Annotated in this window: 20 protein-coding genes and 1 riboswitch; of the genes, 14 read left to right on the forward strand and 6 right to left on the reverse strand. The window is 75.3% G+C overall.

What is annotated here, in order from left to right; genetic code table 11:
• Nucleotides 1-37: 37 nt before the first annotated feature.
• From WA616_RS22145 to glgX, 5 genes are all read right to left on the reverse strand, one after another.
• On the reverse strand, nt 38-772 hold the full coding sequence (locus tag WA616_RS22145) for a dihydrofolate reductase family protein (protein ID WP_336033239.1): 735 nt from the start codon (nt 770-772) through the stop codon (nt 38-40).
• Complete coding sequence (treZ, locus tag WA616_RS22150) at nt 772-2,523, reverse strand: malto-oligosyltrehalose trehalohydrolase (RefSeq protein WP_336033240.1); 1,752 nt, start codon at nt 2,521-2,523, stop codon at nt 772-774. Before treZ ends, WA616_RS22145 begins: the two co-directional genes overlap by 1 nt.
• Before the next feature lie 108 nt (nt 2,524-2,631).
• Nucleotides 2,632-3,201 (reverse strand): transglycosylase family protein, encoded by a 570-nt coding sequence (locus tag WA616_RS22155; protein WP_336033241.1) that lies wholly within the window; start codon nt 3,199-3,201, stop codon nt 2,632-2,634.
• Nucleotides 3,202-3,206: 5 nt separating this feature from the next.
• A riboswitch (cyclic di-AMP (ydaO/yuaA leader) is annotated at nt 3,207-3,333 on the reverse strand.
• A 159-nt stretch (nt 3,334-3,492) separates the two neighbouring features.
• Nucleotides 3,493-5,838, reverse strand: coding sequence for a malto-oligosyltrehalose synthase (gene treY / locus WA616_RS22160; RefSeq protein ID WP_336033243.1), 2,346 nt, complete (start codon nt 5,836-5,838; stop codon nt 3,493-3,495).
• On the reverse strand, nt 5,835-7,952 hold the full coding sequence (gene glgX, locus WA616_RS22165; protein WP_336033244.1) for a glycogen debranching protein GlgX: 2,118 nt from the start codon (nt 7,950-7,952) through the stop codon (nt 5,835-5,837). The genes treY and glgX overlap by 4 nt, the downstream gene beginning before the upstream one ends.
• A 474-nt stretch (nt 7,953-8,426) precedes the next feature.
• Between glgX and uvrB the strand changes: the two genes are divergently transcribed.
• The 9 genes from uvrB (at nt 8,427) to WA616_RS22210 (ending at nt 19,814) form a co-directional block, all read left to right on the forward strand.
• Nucleotides 8,427-10,544, forward strand: a complete 2,118-nt coding sequence (gene uvrB, locus WA616_RS22170) for an excinuclease ABC subunit UvrB (protein WP_073420313.1) — start codon at nt 8,427-8,429, stop codon at nt 10,542-10,544.
• A 304-nt stretch (nt 10,545-10,848) separates the two neighbouring features.
• The gene (locus WA616_RS22175) at nt 10,849-11,970 is read left to right on the forward strand and encodes a TerC family protein (RefSeq protein ID WP_336033247.1); all 1,122 of its coding nucleotides are present in this window, start codon (nt 10,849-10,851) and stop codon (nt 11,968-11,970) included.
• A 264-nt stretch (nt 11,971-12,234) separates the two neighbouring features.
• Entirely contained in the window at nt 12,235-12,816 is a 582-nt protein-coding gene (locus tag WA616_RS22180; protein ID WP_336033248.1) for a TerD family protein, read from the forward strand.
• A gap of 162 nt (nt 12,817-12,978) precedes the next feature.
• Complete coding sequence (locus WA616_RS22185; RefSeq protein ID WP_336033249.1) at nt 12,979-14,370, forward strand: VWA domain-containing protein; 1,392 nt, start codon at nt 12,979-12,981, stop codon at nt 14,368-14,370.
• A 90-nt stretch (nt 14,371-14,460) separates the two neighbouring features.
• Complete coding sequence (locus tag WA616_RS22190) at nt 14,461-15,663, forward strand: HpcH/HpaI aldolase/citrate lyase family protein (protein ID WP_336033250.1); 1,203 nt, start codon at nt 14,461-14,463, stop codon at nt 15,661-15,663.
• Nucleotides 15,660-16,985, forward strand: coding sequence for a phosphoribosyltransferase domain-containing protein (locus WA616_RS22195; protein ID WP_336033251.1), 1,326 nt, complete (start codon nt 15,660-15,662; stop codon nt 16,983-16,985). The genes WA616_RS22190 and WA616_RS22195 overlap by 4 nt, the downstream gene beginning before the upstream one ends.
• On the forward strand, nt 16,982-18,109 hold the full coding sequence (locus WA616_RS22200) for a cysteine protease StiP family protein (RefSeq protein WP_336033252.1): 1,128 nt from the start codon (nt 16,982-16,984) through the stop codon (nt 18,107-18,109). Before WA616_RS22195 ends, WA616_RS22200 begins: the two co-directional genes overlap by 4 nt.
• On the forward strand, nt 18,106-18,924 hold the full coding sequence (locus WA616_RS22205; RefSeq protein ID WP_336033253.1) for a hypothetical protein: 819 nt from the start codon (nt 18,106-18,108) through the stop codon (nt 18,922-18,924). The genes WA616_RS22200 and WA616_RS22205 overlap by 4 nt, the downstream gene beginning before the upstream one ends.
• Nucleotides 18,925-18,935: 11 nt before the next feature.
• Entirely contained in the window at nt 18,936-19,814 is an 879-nt protein-coding gene (locus tag WA616_RS22210; protein WP_336033254.1) for an alpha/beta hydrolase fold domain-containing protein, read from the forward strand.
• Here the strand turns inward: WA616_RS22210 and WA616_RS22215 are convergent.
• A complete protein-coding gene (locus WA616_RS22215; RefSeq protein ID WP_336033255.1) occupies nt 19,811-21,097 on the reverse strand; it encodes a hypothetical protein in 1,287 nt (428 codons plus the stop codon). The genes WA616_RS22210 and WA616_RS22215 overlap by 4 nt on opposite strands.
• Before the next feature lie 260 nt (nt 21,098-21,357).
• On the opposite strand from WA616_RS22215, the gene WA616_RS22220 reads away from it, so the two are divergent.
• The 5 genes from WA616_RS22220 to WA616_RS22240 all read left to right on the forward strand — a co-directional run.
• On the forward strand, nt 21,358-22,476 hold the full coding sequence (locus tag WA616_RS22220) for a DUF475 domain-containing protein (RefSeq protein ID WP_336033256.1): 1,119 nt from the start codon (nt 21,358-21,360) through the stop codon (nt 22,474-22,476).
• 142 nt (nt 22,477-22,618) lie between these two features.
• Nucleotides 22,619-23,236 (forward strand): AIM24 family protein, encoded by a 618-nt coding sequence (locus WA616_RS22225; RefSeq protein WP_336033257.1) that lies wholly within the window; start codon nt 22,619-22,621, stop codon nt 23,234-23,236.
• A gap of 3 nt (nt 23,237-23,239) precedes the next feature.
• Nucleotides 23,240-23,884 carry an AIM24 family protein gene (locus tag WA616_RS22230; protein ID WP_073420305.1) on the forward strand — a complete coding sequence of 215 codons (645 nt, stop codon included), beginning with the start codon at nt 23,240-23,242 and terminating at the stop codon, nt 23,882-23,884.
• 10 nt (nt 23,885-23,894) lie between these two features.
• A complete protein-coding gene (locus tag WA616_RS22235; protein ID WP_336033258.1) occupies nt 23,895-24,869 on the forward strand; it encodes an AIM24 family protein in 975 nt (324 codons plus the stop codon).
• Between the two features lie 65 nt (nt 24,870-24,934).
• Nucleotides 24,935-26,877, forward strand: a 1,943-nt coding sequence (locus WA616_RS22240; protein WP_336033259.1) for a S9 family peptidase, incomplete at its 3' end; no start/stop codon positions are given.

Consider the following 26,877-nt stretch of genomic DNA (forward strand, 5'->3'; position numbering starts at 1 on the left):
GGGCGCCGCGGACCCCCACGCGAGCGCCGCCCGTCGGTCAGGCGCGGGCCGCGCCCACCGCGTAGCGGGTGAACAGGACGCCGTCCTCCTCCTCCAGCACCTGCAGCAGCCGCGGGCGGACGACGTCGCGCAGCGCGGGCCCGACCAGCCGCGCCTCGCCGCCGACCAGCGCGGGGGAGAGGGTCAGGTCGAGCTCGTCGACGACGCCCGCCTCCAGCGCGGCCGCCAGCAGCGCCGGCCCGCCCTCGCACACCAGCTGCTCGAGCCCGCGCCCGGCGAGCTCGTCGAGGGCCAGCGGCAGGTCGACGTCGTCGTCCCCGCAGACGAGCACGTCCACCCCGGCGGCGGCGAGGACGGCCCGGCGGTCGGCGGGCGCCGCCGCGCAGGTGACCAGCACCGTCGAGGGCACCGCCAGCCGGCCGTCCGGGGCGAGCGACGCCCGCCGCGACACCACGACCACCGGCGCCCCGGTGGGCCGCCCGAGCGACGACCGCAGCGCGGCCACGGCGGGGTCGGCGTCCACGGGCCGGTAGCCCTCCGCCGTGGCCGTGCCGGCGCCCACCAGCACGCCGTCGGCGAGCGCCCGCAGCGTCCGGAAGACCCTCTTGTCCCCCGGCGACCCGAGCCCCGCGCTCCGCCCGCCGACGGCGATCGCGCCGTCGAGGGAGGTCACGAAGTCCACCCGCAGCGACCGGCCCGGCGGGAGCCGGTAGGCGTCGGCGAGGTCGCCGTCGGACAGGTCGCCCGCGGGGTCCGGGTGCAGGCGGCGCATCAGGTGCTGAGGACCGCGGCGCTCTCGGCCGGCAGGGTCACCGTCGTCCCGTCCAGCGCCGGCTCGCCGGACGTCGCGAACAGCACGGCGGTCGCCGTCCGGTCGAGGTCGACCTCCCGCTCCTCGCCGGACAGGTTGGCCACCACCCGCAGCGAGCCGCGGTGCACGACCAGCACGCGGTCGTCCTCGTCCCAGCCGACCTCGACCGCCGACAGGTCGGCGTCGGCCAGCTCGGGGTGCGCCCGCCGGAGTGCGAGCAGCTCGCGGTGGACCTCCAGCAGCCGGGCGTGCGGCTCCCGCTCCGGCTCGGACCAGTCGAGCTTCGAGCGGAGGAAGGTCTCCGGGTCCTGCGGGTCGGGCACCTCGTCGGCGTCCCAGCCGTGCCCGGCGAACTCACCCTTGCGGCCCTCCGCCGTCGCCCGGCCGATGTCGGGGTCGGTGTGGCTGGTGAAGAACTGCCACGGGGTCGCCGCGGCCCACTCCTCGCCCATGAACAGCATCGGGGTGAACGGGCTGGTCAGCACCAGGGTGGCGCCGACGGCGAGCAGGCCGGGGGAGAGGGTGGCCGAGATCCGGTCGCCGACGGCGCGGTTGCCGATCTGGTCGTGGTCCTGCAGGTAGCCGAGGAACTTCCAGCCCGGCAGGCGGGCGGTGTCCACCGGCCGGCCGTGGTGCCGGCGGCGGAAGCTCGACCAGGCGCCGTCGTGGAAGAACGCGCCGGTGAGCGTCTTGGCCACGCCGCCGAGCCCGGCCTCGGCGAAGTCGCGGTAGTAGCCCTGCCCCTCGCCGGTCAGCGTGGCGTGCAGCGCGTGGTGCAGGTCGTCGCTCCACTGGGCGTCGATGCCGGTGCCGCCCGCGACGCGCGGGGTGACCAGGCGCGGGTCGTTGAGGTCGCTCTCGGCGATGAGCGTGAGCGGCCGGCGCACCGCGACCGACAGCGCCGCGACCTCGCGCGCCATCTCCTCCAGCACGTGGGTGGCCCGCTCGTCGACCAGCGCGTGCACGGCGTCGAGCCGCAACCCGTCGACGTGCATGTCCCGCAGCCACATCAGCGCGTTGTCCAGGATGTAGCGGCGCACCTCGTCGGAGTCCGGCCCCGACAGGTTCACCGACTCGCCCCAGGTGTTCGCGCCGCCCTCGCTGAAGATCGGCATGAACAGCGGCAGGTAGTTCCCGGACGGCCCGAGGTGGTTGTAGACGACGTCCTGGATGACGCCGAGGCCGCGCTGGTGGCAGGCGTCGACGAACCGCTGGTAGGCCGCCGGGCCGCCGTAGCTCTCCTGCACGGCGTACCAGAGCACGCCGTCGTACCCCCAGTTGTGGGTGCCGTCGAAGGTGTTCACCGGCAGCAGTTCGACGAAGTCGACGCCGAGGTCGACGAGGTGGCCGAGCCGGTCGATGGCCGAGTCGAGCGTGCCCTCCGGGGTGAACGTGCCGACGTGCATCTCGTAGACGACGCCGCCGGCCAGCGGGCGCCCGGTCCACGCGCCGTCGCCCCAGGCGTGCGCGGACGGGTCGAACCGGCGGGAGAGGCCGTGCACGCCGGCGGGCTGCCGCCGCGCGCGCGGGTCGGGACGCGGCGTGTCGTCGTCGCCGAGCAGGAAGCCGTAGTCGGCGTCGGGGCCGGCCTCGACCTCCGCGCGCCACCAGCCGTGCTCGTCGCGGCGCATGTCGTGCACGGCACCGTCGACCTGCACGCGCACCCGCTCGGGCACGGGCGCCCAGACGGCGAACTCGACGGGTGCGGACATGCGGGGACCTCCAGAGGCGGTGCGGGATGACCGGGTGGACATGCCCGCCCGTGCTGCGGTCAACCGCCGGGCGGCCGGGGAGCGGGAGCCCCCCGGCCGCCGTGCGGCTCAGGGGAGCTGCAGCACCTGGCCGACCGAGATGCGGTTCGGGTCCGGCACCGCGTCGCGGTTGGCCGCCCACAGCGCGCGCCAGCCGCCGTCGACGCCCTCGGCCCGGGCGATCTTCGCCAGGGTGTCGCCGCGGACCACGGTGTACGCCTCGCCCGGGGCCTCGGAGGCGGCGGCCGGGGCGGCAGCGGGGGCCGGTGCCGCGGCGGGGGACCCCGCCTCGGGCGCCGACGGGTCCAGGGCCTTGCCGCAGGTGGGCCAGGCGCCGGGGCCCTGCACGTCGAGCGTGCGCTCGGCGACGGCGATCTGCTGCTCCTTGGTGGCCAGGTCCGCGCGCGGCGCGTAGGACAGGCCGCCGAAGGCCTCCCAGGTGCTCTGGCTGAACTGCAGCCCGCCGAAGTAGCCGTTGCCGGTGTTGATCGACCAGTTGCCGCTGGACTCGCACGCGGCGACGGCGTCCCAGTCGTTGGGGGCGGCGGCCGAGGCCGGGCCGGCGGCGACGCCGAGTGCGACCGCGGCCGCGCCGGTGGTCACGAGGGCACGGCGGAGCAGGGACGTGGACGTGCGCATGGGGGTACTCCGATCCGCCGCCTGCGAGGTGAGCTGTCGGGTTCGGAGCGATCGGTGCCCCGGCCGCACGGACGTGCGGCTTCACCCCCAGGCGCTGGTCCGGTCCCCCCGTGACCACGGCGCAGACGCCGAGATGGGTCCCCCACCCCCGTCCTGGCTGTGCAGAGGTGCGGAGGCCGGTGGACGGGGTTCGGCGGGCCGGCTCCGGCGCCCTCCCGGTGTGGGAGAGCGCCGGGCCACGGTAACGGTCAGGTCACGCGACGCCTCACGCGCCCCAGCCGCAGCCGCCCGTCAGTCGCGGACGAGCAGCGCCACCGGCAGCCGGGCGAGCAGCTCGCCCACCGGCGTCCCGCCCGCGTCGGAGACCACCCGGGTGCCGGTCAGGACGTCCCGCCAGGCGCCGGTGGGCAGCGCCAGCGCGGTGTCGCCCCAGCCCGACGCCGCCAGCGCCACGGGGAGCCGCGTCGCCACGGGAACCGCGCCACCCTGCTCTGCGGACCCGCGGTCGAAGGCGACGACGTGGCCGGCCGCGCTGCCGGTCGCCCGCACCGGCGTGTAGCCGGTGAACAGCTCCGGGCGGTCCCGGCGCAGGCGCAGCGCCCGCGAGGTGACGAGCAGCTTCGCCGCGCTGGTGTCGTCGACCTCCGGCACCTCCCCGCCGTCGAGCCGGGCCAGCAGCGCGCGCCGCGCGTCGTAGTCGACCGGCCGGCGGTTGTCCGGGTCGACCAGCGAGTGGTCCCACAGCTCGGTGCCCTGGTAGACGTCGGGGACGCCGGGCATCGTCAGCTGCAGCAGCTTCTGCGCCAGCCCGTTCGACCGCCCGGCCGGCGCGATCCGCGCGACGAACGCCTCGATCTCGCCGTGGGTCGTCGCGTCGTCGAAGGCGGCGTCGACCATCGCGTGCAGCGCGGCCTCGAACTCCTCGTCGACGTCGGTCCACGTCGTCGACAGCCCGGCCTCCCGGGCCGCCTTCTCCGCGTAGGCGTGCGCCCGCTCGCGGGAGAGCGGCCAGGCGCCCACCAGGTTCTGCCACACCAGGTGCGCCAGCGGCCGGTCGGGCAGCGGGTGGCGCGACAGCCAGCCGCGCACCAGGTCGGCCCACTCGGGGGTGACCTCGGCGAGGACGGCCAGGCGGGCCCGGGTGTCCTCGCTGCGCTTGGTGTCGTGCGTGGTGAGGGTGGTCATCGACTCGGGCTTGCGCGCGAGCCGCCGGGCCTGCGCCTCGTGCCACTCGTCGGCGGTGGCGCCGAAGCGGGCCGGGTCGCCGCCGACCTCGTTGAGCACCACGAACCGCGCCCACCGGTAGTAGGCGCTGTCCTCGACGCCCTTGGCCATCACCGGGCCGCTGGTCTGCTCGAAGCGGGTGGCCGCCTCGGTGCCGGCCTGCGCCAGCACCGGGTGCAGCGCGTCGACCGCCGCCACCAGGTCGGGCCGGCGGTCGCGCACGGCGGCCACCGCGGCGTCGAGGTGCTCGCGCCCGTCGGGCAGGTAGCTGCGGTAGACCGAGAAGGTGGCCAGCAGCTCGGCCAGGGCCTCCGTCTGCGTCGCGGCGTCGACGCCGGGCAGCTCGCCGATCACCCGCACCAGCCGGGCGACCTCGGAGCCGAGGATCCCGTCGGTCACCTCGCGCTTGCAGTCGCGCACCAGCTGCGCGTAGTCGACCTCCCGGCCGGCCAGCTCGGTGTCGAGCGCGGTCAGGCCCGCCTCGCCGGCCGGGTCGACGAGGACGTCGCCGACCTCGGCGAGCGCGTCGTAGCCGGTGGTGCCGGCGGTGCGCCAGCTGTCGGGCAGGTCCTCGCCGGGCTCGAGGATCTTCTCGACCACGGTCCAGCGCCCGCCCGAGGCCTCGGCCAGCCGGTCGAGGTAGCCCTTCGGGTCGGCGAGGCCGTCGGGGTGGTCGATCCGCAGCCCGTCGACGGCACCGTCCTCGACCATCCGCAGCACCAGCTCGTGGGTGGCGCGGAAGACCTCCGGGTCCTCCACCCGCAGCCCGGCGAGGGTGTTGATGGCGAAGAACCGCCGGTAGTTGAGGTCGGCGTCCGCGCGCCGCCAGTCGACCAGCTCGTAGTGCTGCCGGTCGTGCACCTCCTGTGGGGTGCCGTCGCCGGTGCCGGGGGCGAGGGGGAAGCGGTTGTCGTAGTAGCGCAGCTCGCCGTCGACGACCTCGAGCTTCTCGACGTCGTCGGCCGACCCCAGCACCGGGATGCGGATGCGCCCGCCGCCGAAGTCCCAGTCGACGTCGAACGCCGACGCGTGCGCGCTGTCGCGCCCGTGCTGCAGCACGTCCCACCACCACGGCGCCTCGGCCGGGTCGGCCACGCCCATGTGGTTGGGCACCAGGTCGAGCACCAGGCCCAGCCCGTGCTCGTGCAGCGCGGCGACGAGCCGGTCGAAGCCCTCCTGCCCGCCGCGCGACTCGTCGACGTGCGCGTGGTCGACGGTGTCGTAGCCGTGCGTGCTCCCCGCCGCCGAGCGCAGCAGCGGCGAGGAGTACGCGTGGCTGACGCCGAGGTCGGCCAGGTAGCCGGCCACGGCCGCGGCGTCGTCGAGGGTGAAGTCGGCGGTCACCTGCAGCCGGTAGGTCGCCGTCGGGACGGCCCTCCGGCGGGCGGCGTCGCCGTCGGTCGCCTCGGTCACGGGGCGGCCTGCAGGACGACGGTGGCGCGCGCCTCGACCCGGACGGTGTCGCCGGCCTTGACCTGCACCGGCTCGACGGCGCCCATCTCGGCGGTGTCGACGACGACCGTCCAGCCCTCGGCGTACTCCGACGTCGGCACGGTGAACTCGATCGGCTCGTGGTGGGCGTTGAAGGCCAGGTAGAAGCAGTCGTCGACGACGTCCTCGCCGCGCTCGTCGGTCTCCCGGATGCCGTGGCCGTTGAGGTACATGGCCAGCGACTTGGCGAAGCCGGCGTCCCAGTCCTCGTCGCTCATCAGCTCACCGGCCGGGGTGAACCAGGCGACGTCCTGCACCGGGTCGCCCTCCTCGCGGCGCACCGGGCGGCCGTGGAAGAACCGGCGGCGGCGGAAGGTCGGGTGCTCGGTGCGCAGCCGGGTGACCAGCTTGGTGAACTCCAGCAGCCCCTCGTCGACCGAGTCCCAGTCGATCCAGGTCAGCTCGGAGTCCTGGCAGTAGCCGTTGTTGTTGCCGCCCTGCGTGCGGCCGAGCTCGTCGCCGTGCAGCAGCATCGGCACGCCCTGGCTGAGCATCAGCGACACGAGGAAGTTGCGCCGCTGGCGCCCCCGCAGCTCCAGCACCTCGGCGTCGTCGGTCTCGCCCTCGACGCCGCAGTTCCAGCTGCGGTTGTGGCTCTCGCCGTCGTTGTTGTCCTCGCCGTTGGCCTCGTTGTGCTTCTCGTTGTAGGAGACGAGGTCGTTGAGGGTGAAGCCGTCGTGCGCGGTGACGAAGTTGATGCTCGCCACCGGCCGGCGGCCGGAGTGCTTGTAGAGGTCGGCCGAGCCGGAGATGCGGCTGGCGAACTCGCCGATCGTGGCGTCCTCGCCGCGCCAGAAGTCGCGGACGGTGTCGCGGTACTTGCCGTTCCACTCGGTCCACAGCGCCGGGAAGTTGCCGACCTGGTAGCCGCCGTCACCGATGTCCCACGGCTCGGCGATGAGCTTGACCTGGCTGACGATCGGGTCCTGGTGGACCAGGTCGAAGAACGCCGAGAGCCGGTCCACCTCGTGGAACTGGCGGGCCAGGGTGGAGGCGAGGTCGAAGCGGAAGCCGTCGACGTGCATCTCGGTCACCCAGTAGCGCAGCGAGTCCATGATCAGCTGCAGCGCCTGCGGGGTGCGGACGTTGAGCGAGTTCCCGGTGCCCGTGGTGTCCATGTAGTACTGCTCGTCGCCCTCGACCAGCCGGTAGTACGTCCGGTTGTCGATGCCCTTGAACGACAGCGTCGGGCCCATGTGGTTGCCCTCGGCGGTGTGGTTGTAGACGACGTCGAGGATGACCTCGATGCCGGCCTCGTGCAGCGTCCGGACCATCCCCTTGAACTCCTGGACCTGCTGGCCGTCGGTCTGCTGCGCGTACTCGTTGTGCGGCGCGAAGAAGCCGATCGTGTTGTAGCCCCAGTAGTTGCGCAGGCCCTTCTGCAGCAGCGTGTCGTCCTGGACGAACTGGTGCACCGGCATGAGCTCGATCGCGGTGATGCCCAGGGACTGCAGGTGCTCGATGACCGCCGGGTGCGCGATGCCGGCGTAGGTGCCCCGCAGCTCCTCCGGGATGCGCGGGTGGGTCATCGTCAGCCCCTTGACGTGGGCCTCGTAGATGACCGTCTTGTTGTAGGGCGTCCGCGGCGGGCGGTCCACGCCCCAGTCGAAGTACGGGTTGACGACGACGGACTTCGGCATGTGCGGCGCGGAGTCGTCGTCGTTGCGCTCACCGGACCCGAAGCGGTAGCCGAAGCAGGCCTCGTCCCAGTCGATGTTGCCGTCGATGGCCTTGGCGTAGGGGTCGAGCAGCAGCTTGTTCGGGTTGCAGCGCTGCCCGTTCTCCGGGTCGTAGGGGCCGTGCACGCGGAAGCCGTAGCGCTGCCCGGGCTGGATGCCGGGGAGGAAGGCGTGCCACACGTAGCCGTCCATCTCGGGGAGCCGGATCCGCTCCTCGTTGCCCGCCTCGTCGAAGAGGCAGAGCTCCACCTTCTCCGCGACCTCGCTGAAGATCGCGAAGTTCGTCCCGGTGCCGTCGTAGGTGGCGCCGAGGGGGTAGGCGGAACCGGGCCACACCTGGGTCCGGGGCTGGGTCATGGACGTCGTTCCTCCTGCACGGGGCGCCGCGGGCGGGGGTCCGGGGCGCGGTGGCCCCCCGCCACGGCCGTCGGCAGGGGGTCTGGGCACGGGGTGCCCGCCCGTCCCTTGCCCGATCCGGCCCGGCCCACACCTGCCGCGGTGCAGGTCACGTCCCGCCCGTCCCGGCGGTCCCGGTGGTCCCGGTGCCGCGACGACGACGCCCCCCACGGCGGGGCCGCGGGGGGCGTCGTGCGCAGGTCCGGCGGCGCCCGTCCGGCGGCCGGGGAGCGGCGCCGGGTCCGACCTCGCCCTGTCCGGGTGGCACTGGTCCCTGCGCGCTCCTGCGAGGCGACACGCTAGCGGGGACGGCACGCCGGGACGAGCACCGAGGCCCCTCCCGGCCTCCCGGCACGGTCCCGTCCGTCCCGCCCGGCGCAGTCGCACGTCCCGTCCCAGCGGTTTCTGTCGCACGCCGGTCGTACCGTCGTCCCCGTGCGCGCGACCACCGACATCCGGCCCACCCAGGGGCGTTTCCGCGTCGTCAGCGAGTTCCAGCCCTCGGGCGACCAGCCGGCCGCCATCAAGGCCCTCGCGGAGCGGGTGAACGCCGGCACGCAGGACTCGGTGCTGCTGGGCGCCACCGGCACCGGGAAGTCGGCCACCACCGCCTGGCTCATCGAGCAGGTGCAGCGGCCCACGCTGGTGATGGCGCCGAACAAGACGCTCGCCGCCCAGCTGGCCAACGAGTTCCGCGAGCTGCTGCCGGACAACGCCGTCGAGTACTTCGTCTCGTACTACGACTACTACCAGCCCGAGGCCTACGTCCCGCAGACCGACACCTACATCGAGAAGGACTCGTCGATCAACGAGGAGGTCGAGCGGCTCCGGCACTCGGCCACCAACAGCCTGCTCACGCGGCGCGACGTCGTCGTGGTCTCCACCGTCTCCTGCATTTACGGCCTGGGCACGCCGTCGGAGTACGTCGAGCGGGCGCTGAAGATCTCGGTGGGGGAGGAGCGCGACCGTGACGAGCTGCTGCGCACCCTGGTCACCGAGCAGTACACCCGCAACGACCTGTCCTTCACCCGCGGCACGTTCCGGGTGCGCGGCGACACGATCGAGGTCTTCCCGGTCTACGAGGAGCTCGCCGTCCGGATCGAGATGTTCGGCGACGAGGTGGAGCGGCTGTACTACCTGCACCCGCTCACCGGCGAGGTCGTCCGCGAGGTCCAGGAGCTGTTCGTCTTCCCCGCCAGCCACTACGTCGCCGGCCCCGAGCGGATGGAGCGGGCGATCGGCACCATCGAGGCCGAGCTCGAGGGGCGGCTGGCGGAGCTCGAGAAGCAGGGCAAGCTGCTGGAGGCGCAGCGGCTGCGCATGCGCACCACCTACGACATCGAGATGATCCGCCAGGTCGGCTTCTGCTCGGGCATCGAGAACTACAGCCGGCACATCGACGGCCGCGCGCCGGGCTCCGCGGGCGCCTGTCTCATCGACTACTTCCCCGACGACTTCCTCCTGGTCATCGACGAGTCGCACGTGACCGTCCCGCAGATCGGCGGCATGTACGAGGGCGACATGAGCCGCAAGCGGACGCTGGTCGAGCACGGCTTCCGGCTGCCCTCGGCGATGGACAACCGCCCGCTGAAGTGGGAGGAGTTCACCGACCGGATCGGCCAGACCGTCTACCTGTCGGCCACCCCCGGCCCCTACGAGCTGGGCCGCGTGCAGGGTGACGTCGTCGAGCAGGTCATCCGCCCGACCGGCCTGGTCGACCCGGAGGTCGTCGTCAAGCCGACCAAGGGCCAGATCGACGACCTGGTGGGCGAGATCCGCGAGCGCACCGAGAAGGACGAGCGGGTCCTGGTCACCACGCTGACCAAGAAGATGGCCGAGGACCTCACCGACTACCTGCTCGAGCTCGGCATCAAGGTCCGGTACCTGCACTCCGAGGTCGACACGCTGCGCCGGGTCGAGCTGCTGCGGGAGCTCCGGCAGGGCGAGTACGACGTGCTGGTCGGCATCAACCTGCTGCGCGAGGGCCTCGACCTGCCCGAGGTCTCGCTGGTGGCCATCCTCGACGCCGACAAGGAGGGCTTCCTGCGGTCGGGCACGTCGCTGATCCAGACGATCGGCCGCGCCGCCCGCAACGTGTCCGGCCAGGTGCACATGTACGCCGACACGATCACGCCCTCGATGGCCACGGCGATCGAGGAGACCAGCCGGCGCCGCGAGAAGCAGATCGCCTACAACCGCGAGCGGGGCATCGACCCGCAGCCGCTGCGCAAGAAGATCGTCGACCTCCTCGACGGGATCTACCGCGAGGCGGAGGACGGCGGCGCCGAGCTCGTCGGCGGGTCGGGCCGGCAGCAGTCGCGCGGCAAGGCGCCGGTGCCGGGGCTGTCGTCGAAGACGAAGGCGAAGGGCAAGGCCGGGGCGATCGACGTCCAGGGCCTGCCGCGCGCGGAGCTCGCCGACCTGATCAGCCAGATGAACGACCAGATGCTGGCCGCCGCCCGCGAGCTGCAGTTCGAGGTGGCCGCCCGGCTGCGCGACGAGCTGACCGAGCTCAAGAAGGAGCTCCGCCAGCTCGACGCCGCGCACGCCTGACCGGGCCCGCGGGGCCGGCCGGTGCGCCGGCCCCGCGGCCTGCGGACACCACCGGGTGAGACGGACGCAACCGTCTGCCCGAGTCGGGAACCCGCCGCGCCCCGCCGCCCGTTGAGCGTCCTGGATCCACCCGTGCGACGTTCCTGCGCCTCGCGGACCGGGTCCTGCGTGGAGGGGAGTATCCCGCCGCGGTGGCGTCGTCAGCACGGGCCGCAGGACCCCGGCGCCACCGGCCGACCGCGATGCGGTCGGTGGGAGAGACCTCCGGTGCTGACAACTGCCAGTGGACCGGAGGTACCACCGTATGGACGTCCCCTTCTGGGTGTGGGCGATCACCGTCGGCGCGATCATCGCGATGATCGCGTTCGACTTCGTCGGGCACGTGCGCACCCCGCACGCGCCCTCGCTGCGGGAGGCGGCCACCTGGTCGGCGGCCTACGTCGCCATCGCCGTCGTGTTCGGCATCGGGGTGTGGATCTTCGCCGGCGGCCAGTACGGCGGTGAGTACTTCGCCGGCTACATCACCGAGAAGAGCCTGTCGGTCGACAACCTCTTCGTCTTCGTCCTGATCATGGCCAGCTTCGCGGTGCCCCGGGAGCTGCAGCAGAAGGTGCTGCTGTTCGGCATCGCGTTCGCGCTGATCCTGCGGACGGTCTTCATCTTCCTCGGCGCCGCGGCGATCGAGAACTTCAGCTGGGTCTTCTACCTCTTCGGCGCGTTCCTCATCTACACCGCGGTCGCGCAGGCGCGGGCCGGCGGCGACGACGACGAGGAGTTCAAGGAGAACGGCTTCCTGCGCCTGGTCCGCCGGGTCGTCCCGACGACGTCGGACTACCACGGCGACCGGATGACCACGAAGCTCGACGGCAAGCGCTTCATCACCCCGCTGGCGATCGCCCTGGTCGCCATCGGCAGCGCCGACATCCTCTTCGCCGTCGACTCGATCCCGGCGATCTTCGGCCTGACCGAGGAGACCTTCCTGGTCTTCGCCGCCAACGCCTTCTCGCTGCTCGGCCTCCGCCAGCTGTTCTTCCTCATCGACGGCCTGCTCGACCGTCTCGTCTACCTGCACTACGGCCTGGCGGTCATCCTCGGCTTCATCGGGATCAAGCTGCTCATCCACGCGCTGCACGAGAACGAGCTGCCCTTCATCAACGGCGGCGAGCACGTCACCGCCATCCCGGAGATCCCGACCTGGCTGTCGCTGCTGGTCATCGTCGTCACGCTGGCCGTCACCACGGTGGCGAGCCTGGCGCGCAGCCGCCGCGACGCCCGCGAGGCCGCCGCGGTGGGCGCCCCGGAGCCCAGCGCGGGCCACGACGCGGCCGCCGTCGCCGGGGAGACCGGGACCCCGACCGTCCGCACCGACGGCGACGTGTCGCCTGCGGTGCGTGCCGACGAGCGCGGCGGGCACCGCTCCTCCTGACCCGGCCGGGCCGGGCGGGCCCCCGGGCGGCTCCCGCCCGGCCCCGCCCGGCACACGGGTCGCGGCACCTGTTCACCCGGGTGGCCGTGCGGCAGTATCCGAGACACGTCCGCTCCGCCGGGTGCCCGACCGGCACCCGGTGCGGCGGTGCCGGGGGACGGTGCCGGGCGCCCGCGCCCGCGTCCCCCGGTCGCACCGGCCCGCCGGTGCGCTGCGCAGCGGCGACCGCCGCGGCGCTCGACGACAGTCATGGGAGCTCAACAGATGGGTGTCAGCCTCTCCAAGGGCGGGAACGTCTCGCTGACCAAGGAGGCGCCGGGTCTGACCGCCGTGAACGTCGGCCTCGGCTGGGACGTCAACACGTTCGCCGGCGGCGACTTCGACCTGGACGCGTCGGCGATCATGCTCGACGCCGGCGGACGGGTCACCCCGGACGACTCGGGCTTCATCTTCTTCAACAACCTGCGCAGCCCGGACGGCTCGGTCACGCACGTCGGTGACAACCTCACCGGGCAGGGCGAGGGCGACGACGAGGTCATCCAGGTGAACCTGGCCGGCGTCCCGCCGACCGTCGACAAGATCGTCTTCCCGGTGTCGATCTACGACGCCGACAACCGCAAGCAGAACTTCGGCGCGGTCCGCAACGCGTTCATCCGCATCGTGAACCAGGCGAACGGCTCCGAGGTGGCCCGCTACGACCTCACCGAGGACGCCTCGGTCGAGACCGCCATGGTCTTCGGTGAGCTGTACCGCAACGGCGCCGACTGGAAGTTCCGCGCCGTCGGCCAGGGCTACGCCTCCGGCCTGCGCGGCATCGCCCAGGACTTCGGCGTCAACGTCGGCTGACCTGCCGCACCCCTCGCCGGGCCCGGACGCCACCGCGTCCGGGTCCGGCGTCCCGGCCGGCGGGGACCCCGCCCGCCGCACCCCGAGCCCCCCGAGACCCGGAGGACCCGCCGTGTCCGCATACCCCCGCCGCCGCCCGGCGCACCCCGCCTGAGCCGCCCGGTGGTCCACGTCCTCACCCGGGGCGGCAACGTCGGCCTCGCCCAGGCCGGCCTGACCGGCCCCGTCGTCGTCACCCTCACCTGGAAGCCCGCGCCCGGGGTCGACGCCGACCTCTCGGCGTTCCTCACCACCGGCGCCGGCCGGGTCCGCAGCGACGACGACTTCGTCTTCTACAACCAGCCCGCGGGGGCCGGCGGCGCGGTGCGCCACCTCGGCAAGTCCGCCCGCGGCGGCGCCACCGTCGACCAGGTGCGCATCGACCCCGCGGCGCTCCCGGCCGACGTCGAGAAGGTCGTCATCGGCGCCTCGCTCGACGGCGCCGGCACCTTCGGTGGGCTCTCCGGGCTCGCCGTCGAGGTGGGCGCCGAGGGCGGCGCCCCGGCCGCGGTGCGTTGCGAGCTCGCCGCGGGGCCCGAGACCGCGCTCGTGTTCGCCGAGGTGTACCGCCGCGGCGCCGAGTGGAAGGTCCGCGCCGTCGGGCAGGGCTACACCAACGGCCTGGCCGGCCTGGCCACCGACGTCGGCGTCAGCGTCGACGACGAGCCCGCCGCCGCAGCGCCCACCGCAGCGGCCGCCGCGCCTGCCGCCGCCCCGCCGCCGGCTCCTGCTGCACCGGCCGCGCCGCCGGTCAGCATGGAGAAGCGCCGGCTGGTCGACCTCGAGAAGAAGCTCGCGACCTCCGCGCCGCAGATGCTCAGCCTGGTCAAGACCGCCGGCGTCAGCCTGGAGAAGCGGGGCCTCGGCGAGCACACCGCCCGGGTCGCGCTGGTGCTCGACATCTCCGGCTCCATGGCCGCGCTCTACCGCGCCGGCGCCGTCCAGCGGCTCGCCGAGCGGGTGCTCGCGCTCGGCCTGCGGTTCGACGACGACGGCGTCGTCGACGTCTTCCTGTTCGGCAAGGACGTGCACCGGCCCGAGCCCGGTCTGCGCCTGGAGGGCCACCAGCAGTACATCGCCGACCTCACCCGGCAGTACCCGCTGGAGTACGACACCCGCTACGGCGCCGCGATGGCCGCCGTCCGGCAGGCGTACTTCGGCGACAGCCGCGAGCGGGTCGAGCCGCAGCCGGCGCAGGTGCCCGTCTACGTCATGTTCCTCACCGACGGCGCCCCGAGCGACAAGTCGGTGGCGACCCGGCAGATCAAGGCGGCGTCCTACGAGCCGGTGTTCTGGCAGTTCATGGGCATCGGCCCGGAGCGGCAGTTCTCCTACCTGCAGCGGCTCGACGACCTCGACGGCCGCTACACCGACAACGCCGACTTCTTCGCCGTCGACCAGGACGACCTCATGGGCCGCCGGCCGATCAGCGACGACGCGCTGTTCGACCGGCTCATGACGGAGTACCCCGGCTGGCTCCAGCGGGCCCGCGCGCAGGGCCTGCTCCGTCCCTGAGCCGCACCCGTCCCTGACCGTTCCCGGCCCGACACCTGCCGTTCCGACGGCGGCCAGCCCGCATCCAGCAGAGGGTGAGAGGGATCTGACGTGCGCCACTTCGCCTACCTGACCGACGTCGAGCGTGCCCGGCTGTTCGCCGTCCCACCCGGGGACGTCGGCCCGGCGACGCCACGGGCCCAGCTCGCCCTGGCCCTCGGCGCCACCCTCTACAGCCCCGGCACCCGGCCGGCCCTCGACGCCGACGCCGTCCGGGCCGCCGCGGTCGGCGCCACCAGCACCGTCTGGTGCCTGGAGGACGCCATCCCGCACGCCGCGGTCGGGGAGGCCGAGGCCAACGTCGTCGCCGCCCTGCAGCGCCTCGACCGCCGGGTGGCCGACGGCGACCCGGCGGCGCTGCCGCTGGTGTTCGTGCGGGTGCGCACGCCCGGGCAGATCCGCTCGATCGCGCTGGCCGCCGGTCCGGCGCTGGCCCGGCTCACCGGCTTCAGCCTGCCCAAGGCCACCGGCGCCACCCTCGGCCCGATGCTCGAGGCGATCGCCGAGGTGGGCGCCGCCACCGGCCTGCCGCTGTACGGCATGCCGATCCTCGAGACGCCCGACCTCGCCTGGCGGGAGACCCGCGCCGAGGCGCTGGCCTCCCTCGCCGCGGTCGTCGAGGCGCACCGCGAGATCGTGCTGTGCCTGCGGGTGGGCGGCACCGACCTGTCGGGGCTGTTCGGCCTGCGCCGCGACCGCGACACCACCATCTGGGACGTCGCCGTCGTCCGCGACTGCCTCGCGGACGTCGTCAACCGGTTCACCCGGGGCGGCGAGCACGTGGTCACCGGCGCGGTGTGGGAGCACATCCCCGGGCAGCGCCTCTTCAAGCCGCAGCTGCGCCAGTCGCCCTTCACCCAGCAGGACGAGGGCCCGCTGCGGCAGCAGCTCATCGCCGGCGACCTCGACGGCCTGGTGCGCGAGGTGGCCCTCGACAAGGCCAACGGCGTGCTCGGCAAGACCGTCATCCACCCGGCGCACGTGTCGGTGGTCAACGCCCTGCTCACCGTCTCCCGCACGGAGTACGACGACGCCCTGGAGATCCTGACCGCCCGCGGCCGGGGCGGCATCGCGGTGTCGGAGCACGGGCGGATGAACGAGATCGGCCCGCACGCGCTGTGGGCGGAGCTGATCAGCCGCCGCGCCGCGGTCTACGGCGTCGTCGCCGACGAGGCCGCGCTGGTCGAGCTGCTGGCGGCCGGCAGCCGCCGGCTCGCCGAGGTGTTCGCGGCGGGGGAGGCGCGGCGCGCGTGACCGCCACGCTCCCCGATGCCGCAGGACCCGGCGGGGACGTCGTCGCCGCAGGACCCTGCGGGGACGTCGTCGCCGCAGGGATCGGCGGCACCGTCTCCCGCCTGCTCGACGTGCGGCCCGCCGACCCCGGCCGGTTCGCCGCGCTGTGCGGCCTGGCCCTGCGCGACAACCCGCGCCGCGCGCACCTCGTCGTCTCCCGGGTGCTCGGCAAGCACGTGCCGGTGCCGCCGGCCGACGTCCTCGCCGCCGCGGACGCCCTCGGCGACGAGGTGGCCGCCCTGCTCGGCGGGCGGACGCCCGGGCTGGTCGTCGGCTACTGCGAGACCGCCACGGGCCTCGGGCACGCCGTCGCCGCCCGGCTCGGGGCGCCGGCGCTGTCGACCACCCGCCGCGTGCACCCGGGCGTGCCGGTGGCCGCGGCGTTCGAGGAGGAGCACTCGCACGCCGTCGCGCACGCGCTGCAGCCGGCCGGCGCGGTGTCGCTGGACGCCCCCGGCCCCCTCGTCCTCGTCGACGACGAGCTGACCAGCGGCCGCACCGTGCTCAACACGGTCGCCGAGCTGCAGGCCCGCTGGCCGCGGGAGCGCTACGTCGTCGCCACGCTGCTCGACGCCCGCCCGCCGGCCGCCCGGGCCGCGTTCGCCGATCGCGCCGCCGAGCTGGGGGTACGGGTCGACGTCGCCGCCGTCCTCGGGACGTCGCTCGACCTGCCGGACGACGTGCTGTCCCGGGCCGCCGCGGCGCGCGCCGCGCTGCCCGCCCCGGCGCCGCCGCCGTCCGGGGCGCCCGGCGGGGTGCGGGTGCACGCCGGGCTCTGGCCGGCCGGCGCGCCGACCACCGCCCGGCACGGCCTGACCGCCGCCGGCACCGCCGCGCTGCAGCGGGCCGCGGCGGAGGCCGCCGCCGCGCTCGCCCCGGCGCTCGCCGGCAGCCGCGGCGTCCTCGTGCTCGGCACCGAGGAGCTCATGTACGCGCCGACCGTGCTCGCCGCCGCCCTGGCCGGCCGGCTCGCCGGCGTCCCCGTCACCGCCCAGTCGACCACCCGGAGCCCCGTGCACGCCGCCGACGACCCCGGCTACGCCCTGCGCCGCAGCCTCGCCTTCCCCGCTCCCGACGAGCCGTCGCGCACCTCGCTCGTGCACAACCTCGCCGACCCGGCCGCCGTCCCGCCCGGGCGCTGGTCGGACCTGCGCGCCGACGACGTCGTGGTCGTCGTCGACGCCCCGGCCGCCGACGCCGCCCCGCTGGCCGAGGCGCTGCGCCCCTTCGCCGCGCGCGCCGTGCACCTGGTGCCCGTGCCGCTCTCGGAGCCGGCCCCGTGACCGCGCTGCAGCCGGGCCTCGCGCCCGCCGTCCCCGGCCGGTTCGGCTCCTACGCGCCCGAGGAGGTGACCTGGCTGCTCACCGACCTGTCCTCGGTCGCGCTCGAGCGCGGCACGGAGGACCGCGAGGAGGCCATCCAGTCGGGCACCCACTACTCGGAGATGCTGCCGGTCGAGTACCAGCCCGACGAGGCGTACCTCGCGCTGTTCACCGCCGCGCTGGAGGCCTCCGCGCAGCGCCTGGCCGACGCCGTCGCCCGGGTCGGCGAGCTGGTCTGGGACGCCGCGGCCGCGTCCGGGCAGACGCCTGTGCTCGTCTCCCTCGCCCGCGCCGGTACGCCGATCGGCGTGCTGCTGCGCCGCTGGTTCCTCGCCTCGCGCGGCGTGGAGGTGCCGCACTACACCGTCTCGATCATCCGGGGCCGCGGCATCGACCAGGTGGCCATGGCGCACGTGCTCGCGCGGCACCCGGCGGCGGCGGTGCGCTTCGTCGACGGCTGGACCGGCAAGGGCGCGATTCAGCGGCAGCTCACCGAGGCCGTCGCCGCCTGGGCCGCCGCGCACCCGGAGGACGCCGCGCTGGACGACCGGCTCGCCGTCCTCGCCGACCCCGGCGTCTGCACCGAGCTGTACGGCACGCGCGACGACTTCCTCATCCCGAGCGCCTGCCTCAACAGCACGGTGTCGGGCCTGGTCAGCCGCACGGTGCTGCGCGAGGACCTCATCGGCCCGGGCATGTTCCACGGCGCGAAGTACTACGCCGAGCTCGCCGGCGCCGACGTCTCCGCGCTGTTCGTCGACACCGTCGCCGCCGCCTTCCCCGCGACCCCGCCCACCGACGACGTCCCGCCCGCCGGGCGCCGGCCGACCTGGGCCGGGTGGGCCGCCGTCGAGGCGATCGCCGCCGAGTTCGGCATCGCCGACGTCAACCTCGTCAAGCCCGGGGTGGGGGAGACCACGCGCGTGCTGCTGCGCCGGGTGCCCTGGCAGGTGCTGGTGCGCCCGGACCGCGCGGAGGACCTGCGGCACGTCGTCGCGCTCGCGCGGGCCCGCGGGGTGCCGCTGGTGGAGGTCCCCGACCTGCCGTACTCGTGCGTCGGGCTGATCCGGCCGGTGGGCCGGTGACCGCCGTCCTGCCCGCCACCGGGCCGACCACCGTGGCCGCCGTCGACCTCGACCGCACGCTCATCTACTCGGCGTCCGCGGCCGGGACGACCGAGGGCCTGCAGGTGGTCGAGCACCTCGACGGCGCCCCGCTCAGCTCCGCGACGCCGGCGTCCTGGGAGCTGCTGGCCGAGCTGTCCCGCCGCGCCGTCCTGGTCCCGGTGACCACCCGCACCGAGGCCCAGTACGGCCGGGTGCGGCTGCCGGTCGTGCCCCGGTACGCGCTGTGCGGCAACGGCGGCGTGCTGCTCGCCGACGGCGTCCGCGACCCGGACTGGGACGCCTGGGCGGCCACCACCGCCGCGGAGGCCGCGCCGCTGCCCGAGCTGCTCGCGCCCCTGGAGGCGGTGGCCGGCGAGCCGTGGGTGCGCACCGTGCGCGCGGCCGAGGGCCTGTTCGGGTACCTCGTCGCGCACTCCCGCGACGGCATCCCCGAGGACTGGCTGGCCGCCACCACCGACGCCGCCACGGCCGCGGGCGCCACGCTGAGCGTGCAGGGCCGCAAGGTCTACGTCGTCCCCGCGGGGCTGTCGAAGGCCGCCGGGCTGCTGCGGCTGCGCCGGTTGCTCGCGGGGGAGGGGCCCGCGCCGCGGCTGCTGTGCGCCGGCGACAGCCTGCTCGACGCCCCCATGCTGCTGGCCGCCGACGCCGCCGTCCGTCCCGCGCACGGCGAGCTGCACGAGCAGGGTTGGACCGGCGCCCGGGTCGCGGTCACCGACGCCACGGGTGCGGCGGCCGGCGAGGAGATCGTGCGCTGGCTGCTGGCGCGGGCCTGACGGTGCGCCCGGTGCCGGTCCGGGCGGACCTGGCCGGGCTGGTGCCGGAGACCCGGGCCTTCTACGCCGCACGCGGGGAGCGGCGCGGGCCGGCCTCGGCCGACGAGCTGCGCGCCGCCCGCGCGCAGCTGCCGCCGGTGCGCCCGCCCGACGCGCACGCGGGCGGGGTCCCGCTCTGGGTGCACGAGCCGGACGGCGCGGCGCGCGGCGCCGTCCTGGACGTCCCGGGCGGCGGCTTCACCCTCGGGCCGACGCCGGCCGGGCTGGCGCGGGCCGCGGCGACGGCGCGGTCGCTCGGCGTCGCCGTCGTGGTCCCCGGGTACCGGCTCGCGCCCGAGTCCCCGTGGCCGGCCGCGCCCGACGACTGCGAGACGGCCGCGCGCTGGCTGCTGGAGCACGCGCCGGCCCGGTTCGGCACCGCCGCGCTGGCGGTCGCCGGCAGCTCCGCCGGGGCCACGCTCGCCACGACGACGCTGCTCCGGCTCCGCGACGCCGGCCTCGCCGGGGAGTTCGCCGGCGCCGTGCTGGAGTACGGCACCTTCGACCTCAGCGGCACCACGCCCGCGGGCCGGCGGATCACCGGCGAGTGGTTCCTCGAGGCGTACGCCGGGGCGGTGCCCGACCGCACGCTGCCCGACGTCTCGCCCGCCTTCGGCGACCTGCGCGGGCTGCCGCCGGTCCTGCTCGTCGCCGGGGAGCACGACGTCCTGCTGGACGACGACCTCGCCATGGCCGAGCGGCTGGCCGCCGCAGGGGTCGACGTCGACGTCCGCGTCTACCCGGAGCAGCCGCACGGCTTCACCGGCCACCCGACGGCGATGGCCCGCGCCGCCCGCGCGGAGCGCGGCGCCTGGCTGCTCGCCCGGCTCCTCGCCCGCCTCGGCGGCTAGTCCGCCCGGGCGGTGCGCACCAGCGCGGCCAGGCCCCGCTCGATCGACTCGGCCTCGCGCAGCACCGCGCCCCAGTCCGGCCGCTCGCCGCGGGCGGCCGACTCCAGCGCCGGCAGCCGGCGCGCGAGGTCCTCGAAGGTCCGGCGGAAGCGGCGGGCGCGCTCCTCGGGCAGCCCGCCGAGGAAGCGCCGGGCGTCGACGACGGCGCGCTGCACCTCACCGAGCAGCGACCCGGGGTCGGCGGCGACGGCGTCCAGGCGGGACAGCCGGCCGGTCGCGGCGCGCACCTCGTCGTCGACCCGGCCGGCCGCGGCACGCACCCGGGCCAGCAGCGCCTCGGCCTCCGGCACGTCGAGCGGGGGCTCGCGCAGCGCCGCGGTCAGCGCCGCCAGGGCCGCGTCGGCCTCGGCCAGCTCCTCGGCCGCCCGCTGCGGCGCCCGCTCGACGTCGGACCACGCCGACAGCGGGTAGCGCCGCCGCAGCTCGCTCATCACCGGCGCCAGCCGCTCGTGCCGGGTGCCGAGTGCCTCCCGGCGGGTGCGCACCGACGCCGCGCCGCGGCGCACCGCGTCGGCTCTGTCGCCCAGCCCGCGCAGCCGCTCGGCGGCGGCGTCGGCGGCCCGGCGGGCCCGGGACGCGGCCGCGGCGGCGTCGGCGGCGCGGCGCTCGGCCAGCGCCGCCTCCGCGGTGGCCAGCGCCGCGTCGGCCTCCCCGAGCAGGGGCGCGACGCCCGCGTCGGCGAGCCCGGTGCCGGCGAGGCCGTCCCGCGCGGCGGCGGCCGCGGTGCGGGCCTCCCGCGCCGCGGTCACCTCGGCGGCGGCCGCGGCCCGGGTGCGGGCGGCGGAGGCGAGCACCCCGCCGTACTGCTCGCGGAAGCGCAGGACCTGCGCGTGGACCTCGCGCAGCGCGGTGGCGGCGGCGCCCAGGTCGGCGGCGGCGCGGGCGGGGTCGGACGCGCCCGGCCCGTCGGCGGCGTTGTTGGAAAGCGCCTGCAGATAGTGTCCAATGACCGCGTCGGCGTGGGTCGAGAGATCCCGCCAGTCACGGGCCAACGAGTCGGGAGCGGGGATGCGGTGCTGAGCCCGTCGTCCGCCCGTCCCCCGTGCCGGGGCCGCGCCGGCCTCCTCGGCCGCGGCGACCGCGTCGGGCAGGTCCGCCAGGGCGACGTCGAGGTCGAGCATCGCGGCGGCCGCCGCCTCGCGCGCGGCCGCGGCCTCCCGGAGACCGGCGTCGCGGTCGCGGCGCCACCATCGGGGAGCGGGTGCACCACCGAGCCCGCCCACGTCCGACTCCTCCCGCGCGGCCGGGGCGGTCGCGCCCCGGCGCGGTCTGCCTACCACGTCGGGACCGGCCGCCCCCGGACGGGCGGCCCGGACCGCCCGGTCGGCTGAGCCCGTCCCGCCCGTCGCCCGCCGGAGGGCGGCGGGAACCGCAACCGCGCCCCTCCCGTTGGTAACCGGGGCCCGCGTCCCGGCCGATCCGGCCCGGTGAGCGCGGGCCCGTCGTCGCCGCCTGGTCGACCAGGCGCCGGAAAGGAAACCTGATGCTCCGCTACTTCGGCTTCTCCGTCGGTCTGACGGTGGCCGCGCTCGTCACCGCGGTGGTGTTCGGCGGGCCGGCGGCCCTGCTGGCCGTCGCGGTCCTCGGCGTCCTCGAGGTCTGCCTCTCGTTCGACAACGCCGTGGTGAACGCCAAGGTGCTGCGCCGGATGAGCCCGCTGTGGCGGAAGCTGTTCCTCTACGTCGGCATCTTCATCGCCGTGTTCGGCATGCGCCTGCTGCTGCCGATCGTGCTGGTCTCGGTGACCGCCTCGCTGTCCATCCCCGAGGTGTGGGACCTGGCGCTCAGCGACCAGGAGGCCTACGGCTCGGCCGTCGAGGACGCCGCCGAGGCCATCTACACCTTCGGTGGCATCTTCCTGCTGATGATCTTCCTGAACTTCCTCTTCGACGAGGACCGGGAGATCCACTGGCTGTCGTGGCTGGAGCGCCCGCTGGCCAAGGCCGGCAAGCTGCCCTACCTCGCCATCGTCATCGCGCTGGCCACCATCTACGTCGGCTCGCAGATCGCCGACGACGACAAGTACGCGACCGTCCTGATGTCCGGTCTCGCCGGCCTGTTCACCTACCTGCTCATCGGCGGCCTCAACGAGCTCATGGAGGCCCCGGAGACCGACGAGGACGAGGACGTCGACGCCACCGGCGGGACGACCTCCGGCGGCAACGCGGCCGGGGCGGCGACCAAGGCCGTGGCCGGCGCGGGTGCGGCCGCGTTCCTGTACCTCGAGGTGCTCGACGCGTCGTTCTCCTTCGACGGCGTCATCGGCGCGTTCGCCATCAGCAGCGACATCTTCATCATCGCGCTGGGCCTGGGCATCGGCGCCTTCTGGGTGCGGTCGCTGACCATCTACATGGTCGACAAGGGCACCCTCGACGAGTACCGCTACCTCGAGCACGGCGCCATGTGGGCCATCGGCTTCCTGGCCGTGATCATGATCGCGGAGCTGCGGTTCCACATCAGCGAGTACGTCACCGGCCTGACCGGCCTGCTGTTCATCGTCGCCGCGGTGATCAGCAGCATCGTGGCCAGCCGCCGCGAGGCCGCGGAGGTGCCCGCCGGCACCGCCGAGCAGCGCGACGAGGTGACCGCCGGCCGGCGCTGACGCGCCGGCTCTCCAGCGGCCCCGGGGCACCCGCCCCGGGGCCGCTGGTGCGTCCGGGGAGACCGGGGCGGGGGACCTACCGCCGGCCGGGACTTCGCGGATACGGTCCGGCCGGTCCCCGCACCCGTCCCGAGAGGCATCCGTGGCTCAGCTCACCGCCCACAAACGCGTCCTGCACGCCGACCTCCACGGCGACCGCATCCGGGCCGCCAGCGGCTCGATGGTCGCCGTCGAGGGCAACGTCGACTTCAAGAGCTCCGGCATGGGCGGGGGCGGCGGCATGCGGGCGGCGCTCAAGCGCGCCGTCGCCGGCGAGAGCATCTCGCTGATGGACTGCTCCGGCTCGGGCCGGGTGTACCTCGCGCTCGACGCGATGGACGTCCTCGTCGTCGACCTGGCCGGCGACACGCTCACCGTGGAGAGCGAGCACATCCTCGCCCACACCGAGCAGCTGCGCCTCGACGTCCAGTTCTCCGGGCTGCGCGGCGTCACCAGCGGGCAGGGCCTGGCGACGACGACGGTCTCCGGCCACGGCCAGGTCGCCCTGGTGTCCGAGGGCCCGGTCATGGCGCTGGAGGTCGCCCCCGGCGCGGACCTCGTCGTCGACCCCGACGCCTACGTCGGCTCCCGCGGCCAGCTGTCGATGAACCTGGTCTCCGGCGTCTCCTGGAAGTCCCTCGTGGGCGAGGGCTCCGGCGAGCCCTTCTCCCTCCGCTTCACCGGGCACGGCCTGGTGCTCGTCCAGTCGGCGGAGCGCTGACCCGTGAGCTTCGAGACCGTCAACAGCAAGGTCGTGCGCGCCCACGTCAGCGCGTCGACGCCGGTGCTGGCCCGCCGCGGCGCGATGCTCGGCTACTCCGGGCAGGTCACCTTCCGGCCGGTGCACGGCCAGGGGCGCGGCATCGGCGGCATGGTCGGCGCGGCCATGTCCGGGGAGTCCAACGCGATGATGGCCACCGAGGGCACCGGCCAGGTGCTCTACGGCTACAAGGGCCTCCACGTCACCGTCCTCGAGCTCGACGGCGGCGCGCCCCTGGTCTGCGAGGCCGACCGGCTGCTCGCCCACGACGCGAACCTGCAGACCAGCGTCCAGTTCCTCGGCTCCGGCGGCATGAAGCAGGCGATCAGCGGCGCGATGACCGGCCAGGGCCTGTTCACCACCAACGTCCACGGCCGCGGTTCGGTCGCGGTGCTCTCGCACGGCGGGGCGTTCCCGCTGCAGCTCAACGGGCAGCAGGTCGGCGTCGACCCGCAGGCCTACGTCGGCCACGTCGGCCAGCTGTCGGTGGACCTCGCCGCCAAAGTGGGCTTCCGCGACGTCGTCGGCCGCGGGTCCGGCGAGGCGTTCCAGTTGAGGATCAGCGGTCACGGCACCGTGTACGTGCAGGCCAGCGAGCAGAAGTTCTGAGGCGGCGACGATGACCTACCCACCCGGCAACCCCTACGGCGGCGGCAACCCCTACGGCGGGCAGCCGCAGCCCGGCTACGGCCAGCCCCCGGGCAACCCCTACGGCCAGCCCCAGCCGGGCTACGGGCAGCCCCCGCCCGGGTACGGCCAGCCCCCGCCCGGGTACGGCCAGCCGCCCCCGCCCGGCTACGGGCAGCAGCCGCCGTACGGGGGCCCGCCGCCCCAGGGCGCGCCCAGCGGCGTGCCGGCCACGCTGAACCCGCAGTCGCTGCCCGACGACGACAACGTGAACCCCTACGTGTTCTGCATCGCCCTGGGCGGCGAGTGGTTCATGAGCAAGGGCGCGATGCTGGCCTACTACGGCAACATCCAGTTCGACGCCGTCACCGAGTACTCCTCGGTGCAGGCGTGGGTGGCCAGCCGGTTCTCCAGCCCGGTCTACATCCAGGACTGGGTGGTCGCCCAGGGGCACGGCAAGCTGCTCATCGGCGACCGCGGCTTCGACCTCAACGCCTACGACCTCGACGACGGCAACCTGACGATCAAGGCGAGCAACCTCTGCGCGTTCTCCAAGCAGCTGGAGCTCAAGCAGTCGATCGTGCCGGGCTTCGTCACCCTCATCGGCACGGGCAAGTTCATCGCCTCGTCGAACGGGCCGGTGATCTTCGTCGAGCCGCCGTTCCGGGCCGACCCCGATGCGCTGCTCGGCTGGGCCGACTGCCCCTCGCCGTCGGTGCACCACGACGCGCAGTGGATGACGCAGAACATCCGCGGGATGATCTCCGGCGCGCTGGGCCGGGCCTCCGGCGAGGAGCGGCAGTACGACTTCACCGGGCAGGGCACGATCCTGCTGCAGTCCTCCGAGATCGCCCGCGAGGACCCGGCGGTGCTGCGGCTGGTCGAGTCGCAGACCCAGCTGCTCACCAACGCCCAGGCCGGGTCCCTCGGCCAGCGGCTGGTCGCCCGCGCGCAGCAGCAGCACTGAGCGCGCCCCGGCCGGGTCCCGCGCGGACCCGGCCGGGGTGAGCACTGCACTACGCTCGGTAGGCCATGCGGCCCGCCGACCTCGCCCTGCTGCGCACGCCGGGGGTGCCCACCGTCTCGCCCGACGGGCGGATCGCGGTGGTGGCCGTGACGGCCCCCGACGTCGACGCCGACGAGTACCGCGGGCGGCTGTGGGCGGTGCCCACCGACGGCTCCGCGCCGGCCCGCCCGCTCACCGCCGGGGCCCGCGACTCCGCGCCGGCGTTCTCCCCGGACGGCCGCTGGCTGGCCTACCTGTCCGCCGAGCCCGGCGGCCGGCCGCAGGTGCACCTGCTGCCCACCGCCGGGGGCGCCCCGCGCCGGCTCACCGGCGCCCCGCTCGGCGCCGGCGCCCCGGTGTGGTCGCCGGATTCCCGCCGGCTCGCCTGGGTGGCGCGCGTCCCCGAGGAGGGCCGCTACGGCACCCCGGACGCCGACGGCCGGGTGGTGCCGCCGGAGGCCGAGCCGCCGCGGCTGGTCACCCGGCTGCGGTCGCGGCTCGACGACGTCGGGTACACCGCCGACCGGCCCTCCTGCGTGTTCGTCCTCGACCTGCCCGCCGACCCGCTGGCCGACGACGTCCCGGAGCCCCGCCGCCTCACCGACGGGTCGGGCGAGGACGCCGACGTCGCCTGGTCGCCCGACGGCGCGCTGCTGGCCTTCGTCTCCGCCCGCCACCCCGGCGCCGACCGCGACTGCGTGCGCGACGTGTTCGTCGTCCCGGTGACCGGCGGGCGGCCGCGGCGGGTGACCCGCAGCCGCGGCGAGTGCCGGCTGCCGGCGTTCGACCCGGCCGGCACCACCATCTACGTCACCGCCCGCCCCGACCTCGGCTCCGACGGGCTCGACGTCGCCGCCCGCGCGTTCACCCTGTGCCGGGTCTCCTTCGGCGGTGGGGAGCTCGAGCCGGTGCTCGACCCCGCCGAGGACGGCCGCGGCGACGACACGCCGGCGACGGTGCTGACCGGCGGGGCCGCGCTGGTCGGCGTCGAGCGGCGCGGCGGGGTGGAGCTGCTGCGGGTGCCGCTGGACGGCGGCCGGCCCGAGACGCTCGTCGACGGTCCGTTCACCGTGCGCGGGTTCGCCGCGGCCGGCGGGGTCGTCGTCGCCACCGTGGCGCACGACCGGTCGGCCGGGGAGCTGGTGGCGCTCACCCCCGGGCGGCGCCGGCTGCTCACCGGCTTCGGGACGCCGCTGGGCGCCACCGGCCGGCTGCACCGTGCCGCCGAGCGCACCGCCGTGGCCCCCGACGGGACGCCGGTGCACGGCTGGGTCACCGTGCCGCCGGGGGAGGGGCCGCACCCGGTGCTGCTGCTGGTGCACGGGGGGCCGTTCACGCAGGTGGGGTGGTCGCTGCTCGACGAGGTGCAGGTGTACGTCTCGGCCGGCTACGCGGTGGTGCAGTGCAACCCGCGCGGCTCGTCGGGCTACGGCGAGGCGCACGGCCGGGCGGTCGTCGGGGCCTGGGGCGGGCCCGACGCCGACGACGTGCTGGCCTTCCTCGACGCGGCGCTCGCCGACCCCGCGCTCGACGCCGGCCGGGTGGGCATCGCGGGCGGCTCCTACGGCGGCTACCTCACCGCGCTGCTGCTCACCCGCACCGACCGGTTCGCCGCGGCCGTCGTGGAGCGGGCGCTCACCGACCCGGTGTCCTTCGCCGGCACCAGCGACATCGGCTGGTGGTTCGCCGGCGCCCACCTCGGCGAGGACGCGGCGAGCCCGCTGGCCGCCGCCGACGCGATCCGCACGCCCACCCTGGTCGTGCACTCCGAGGACGACGAGCGCTGCCCGGTCGAGCAGGGGCGGCGGCTGTTCGTGGCGCTGCACCGGCGCGGGGTGCCCACCGGACTGCTGCTGTTCCCCGGCGAGGGGCACGAGCTGAGCCGCTCCGGCCGGCCGCGGCACCGGGTGGCCCGCTTCGAGCACCTGCTCGCCTGGTGGGACCGCTGGCTGCCCGTGGGCGCGGCTGA

Source organism: Geodermatophilus sp. FMUSA9-8 (assembly GCF_037034165.1).
In the GTDB taxonomy this organism is placed as follows: Bacteria; Actinomycetota; Actinomycetes; order Mycobacteriales; family Geodermatophilaceae; genus Geodermatophilus; species Geodermatophilus nigrescens.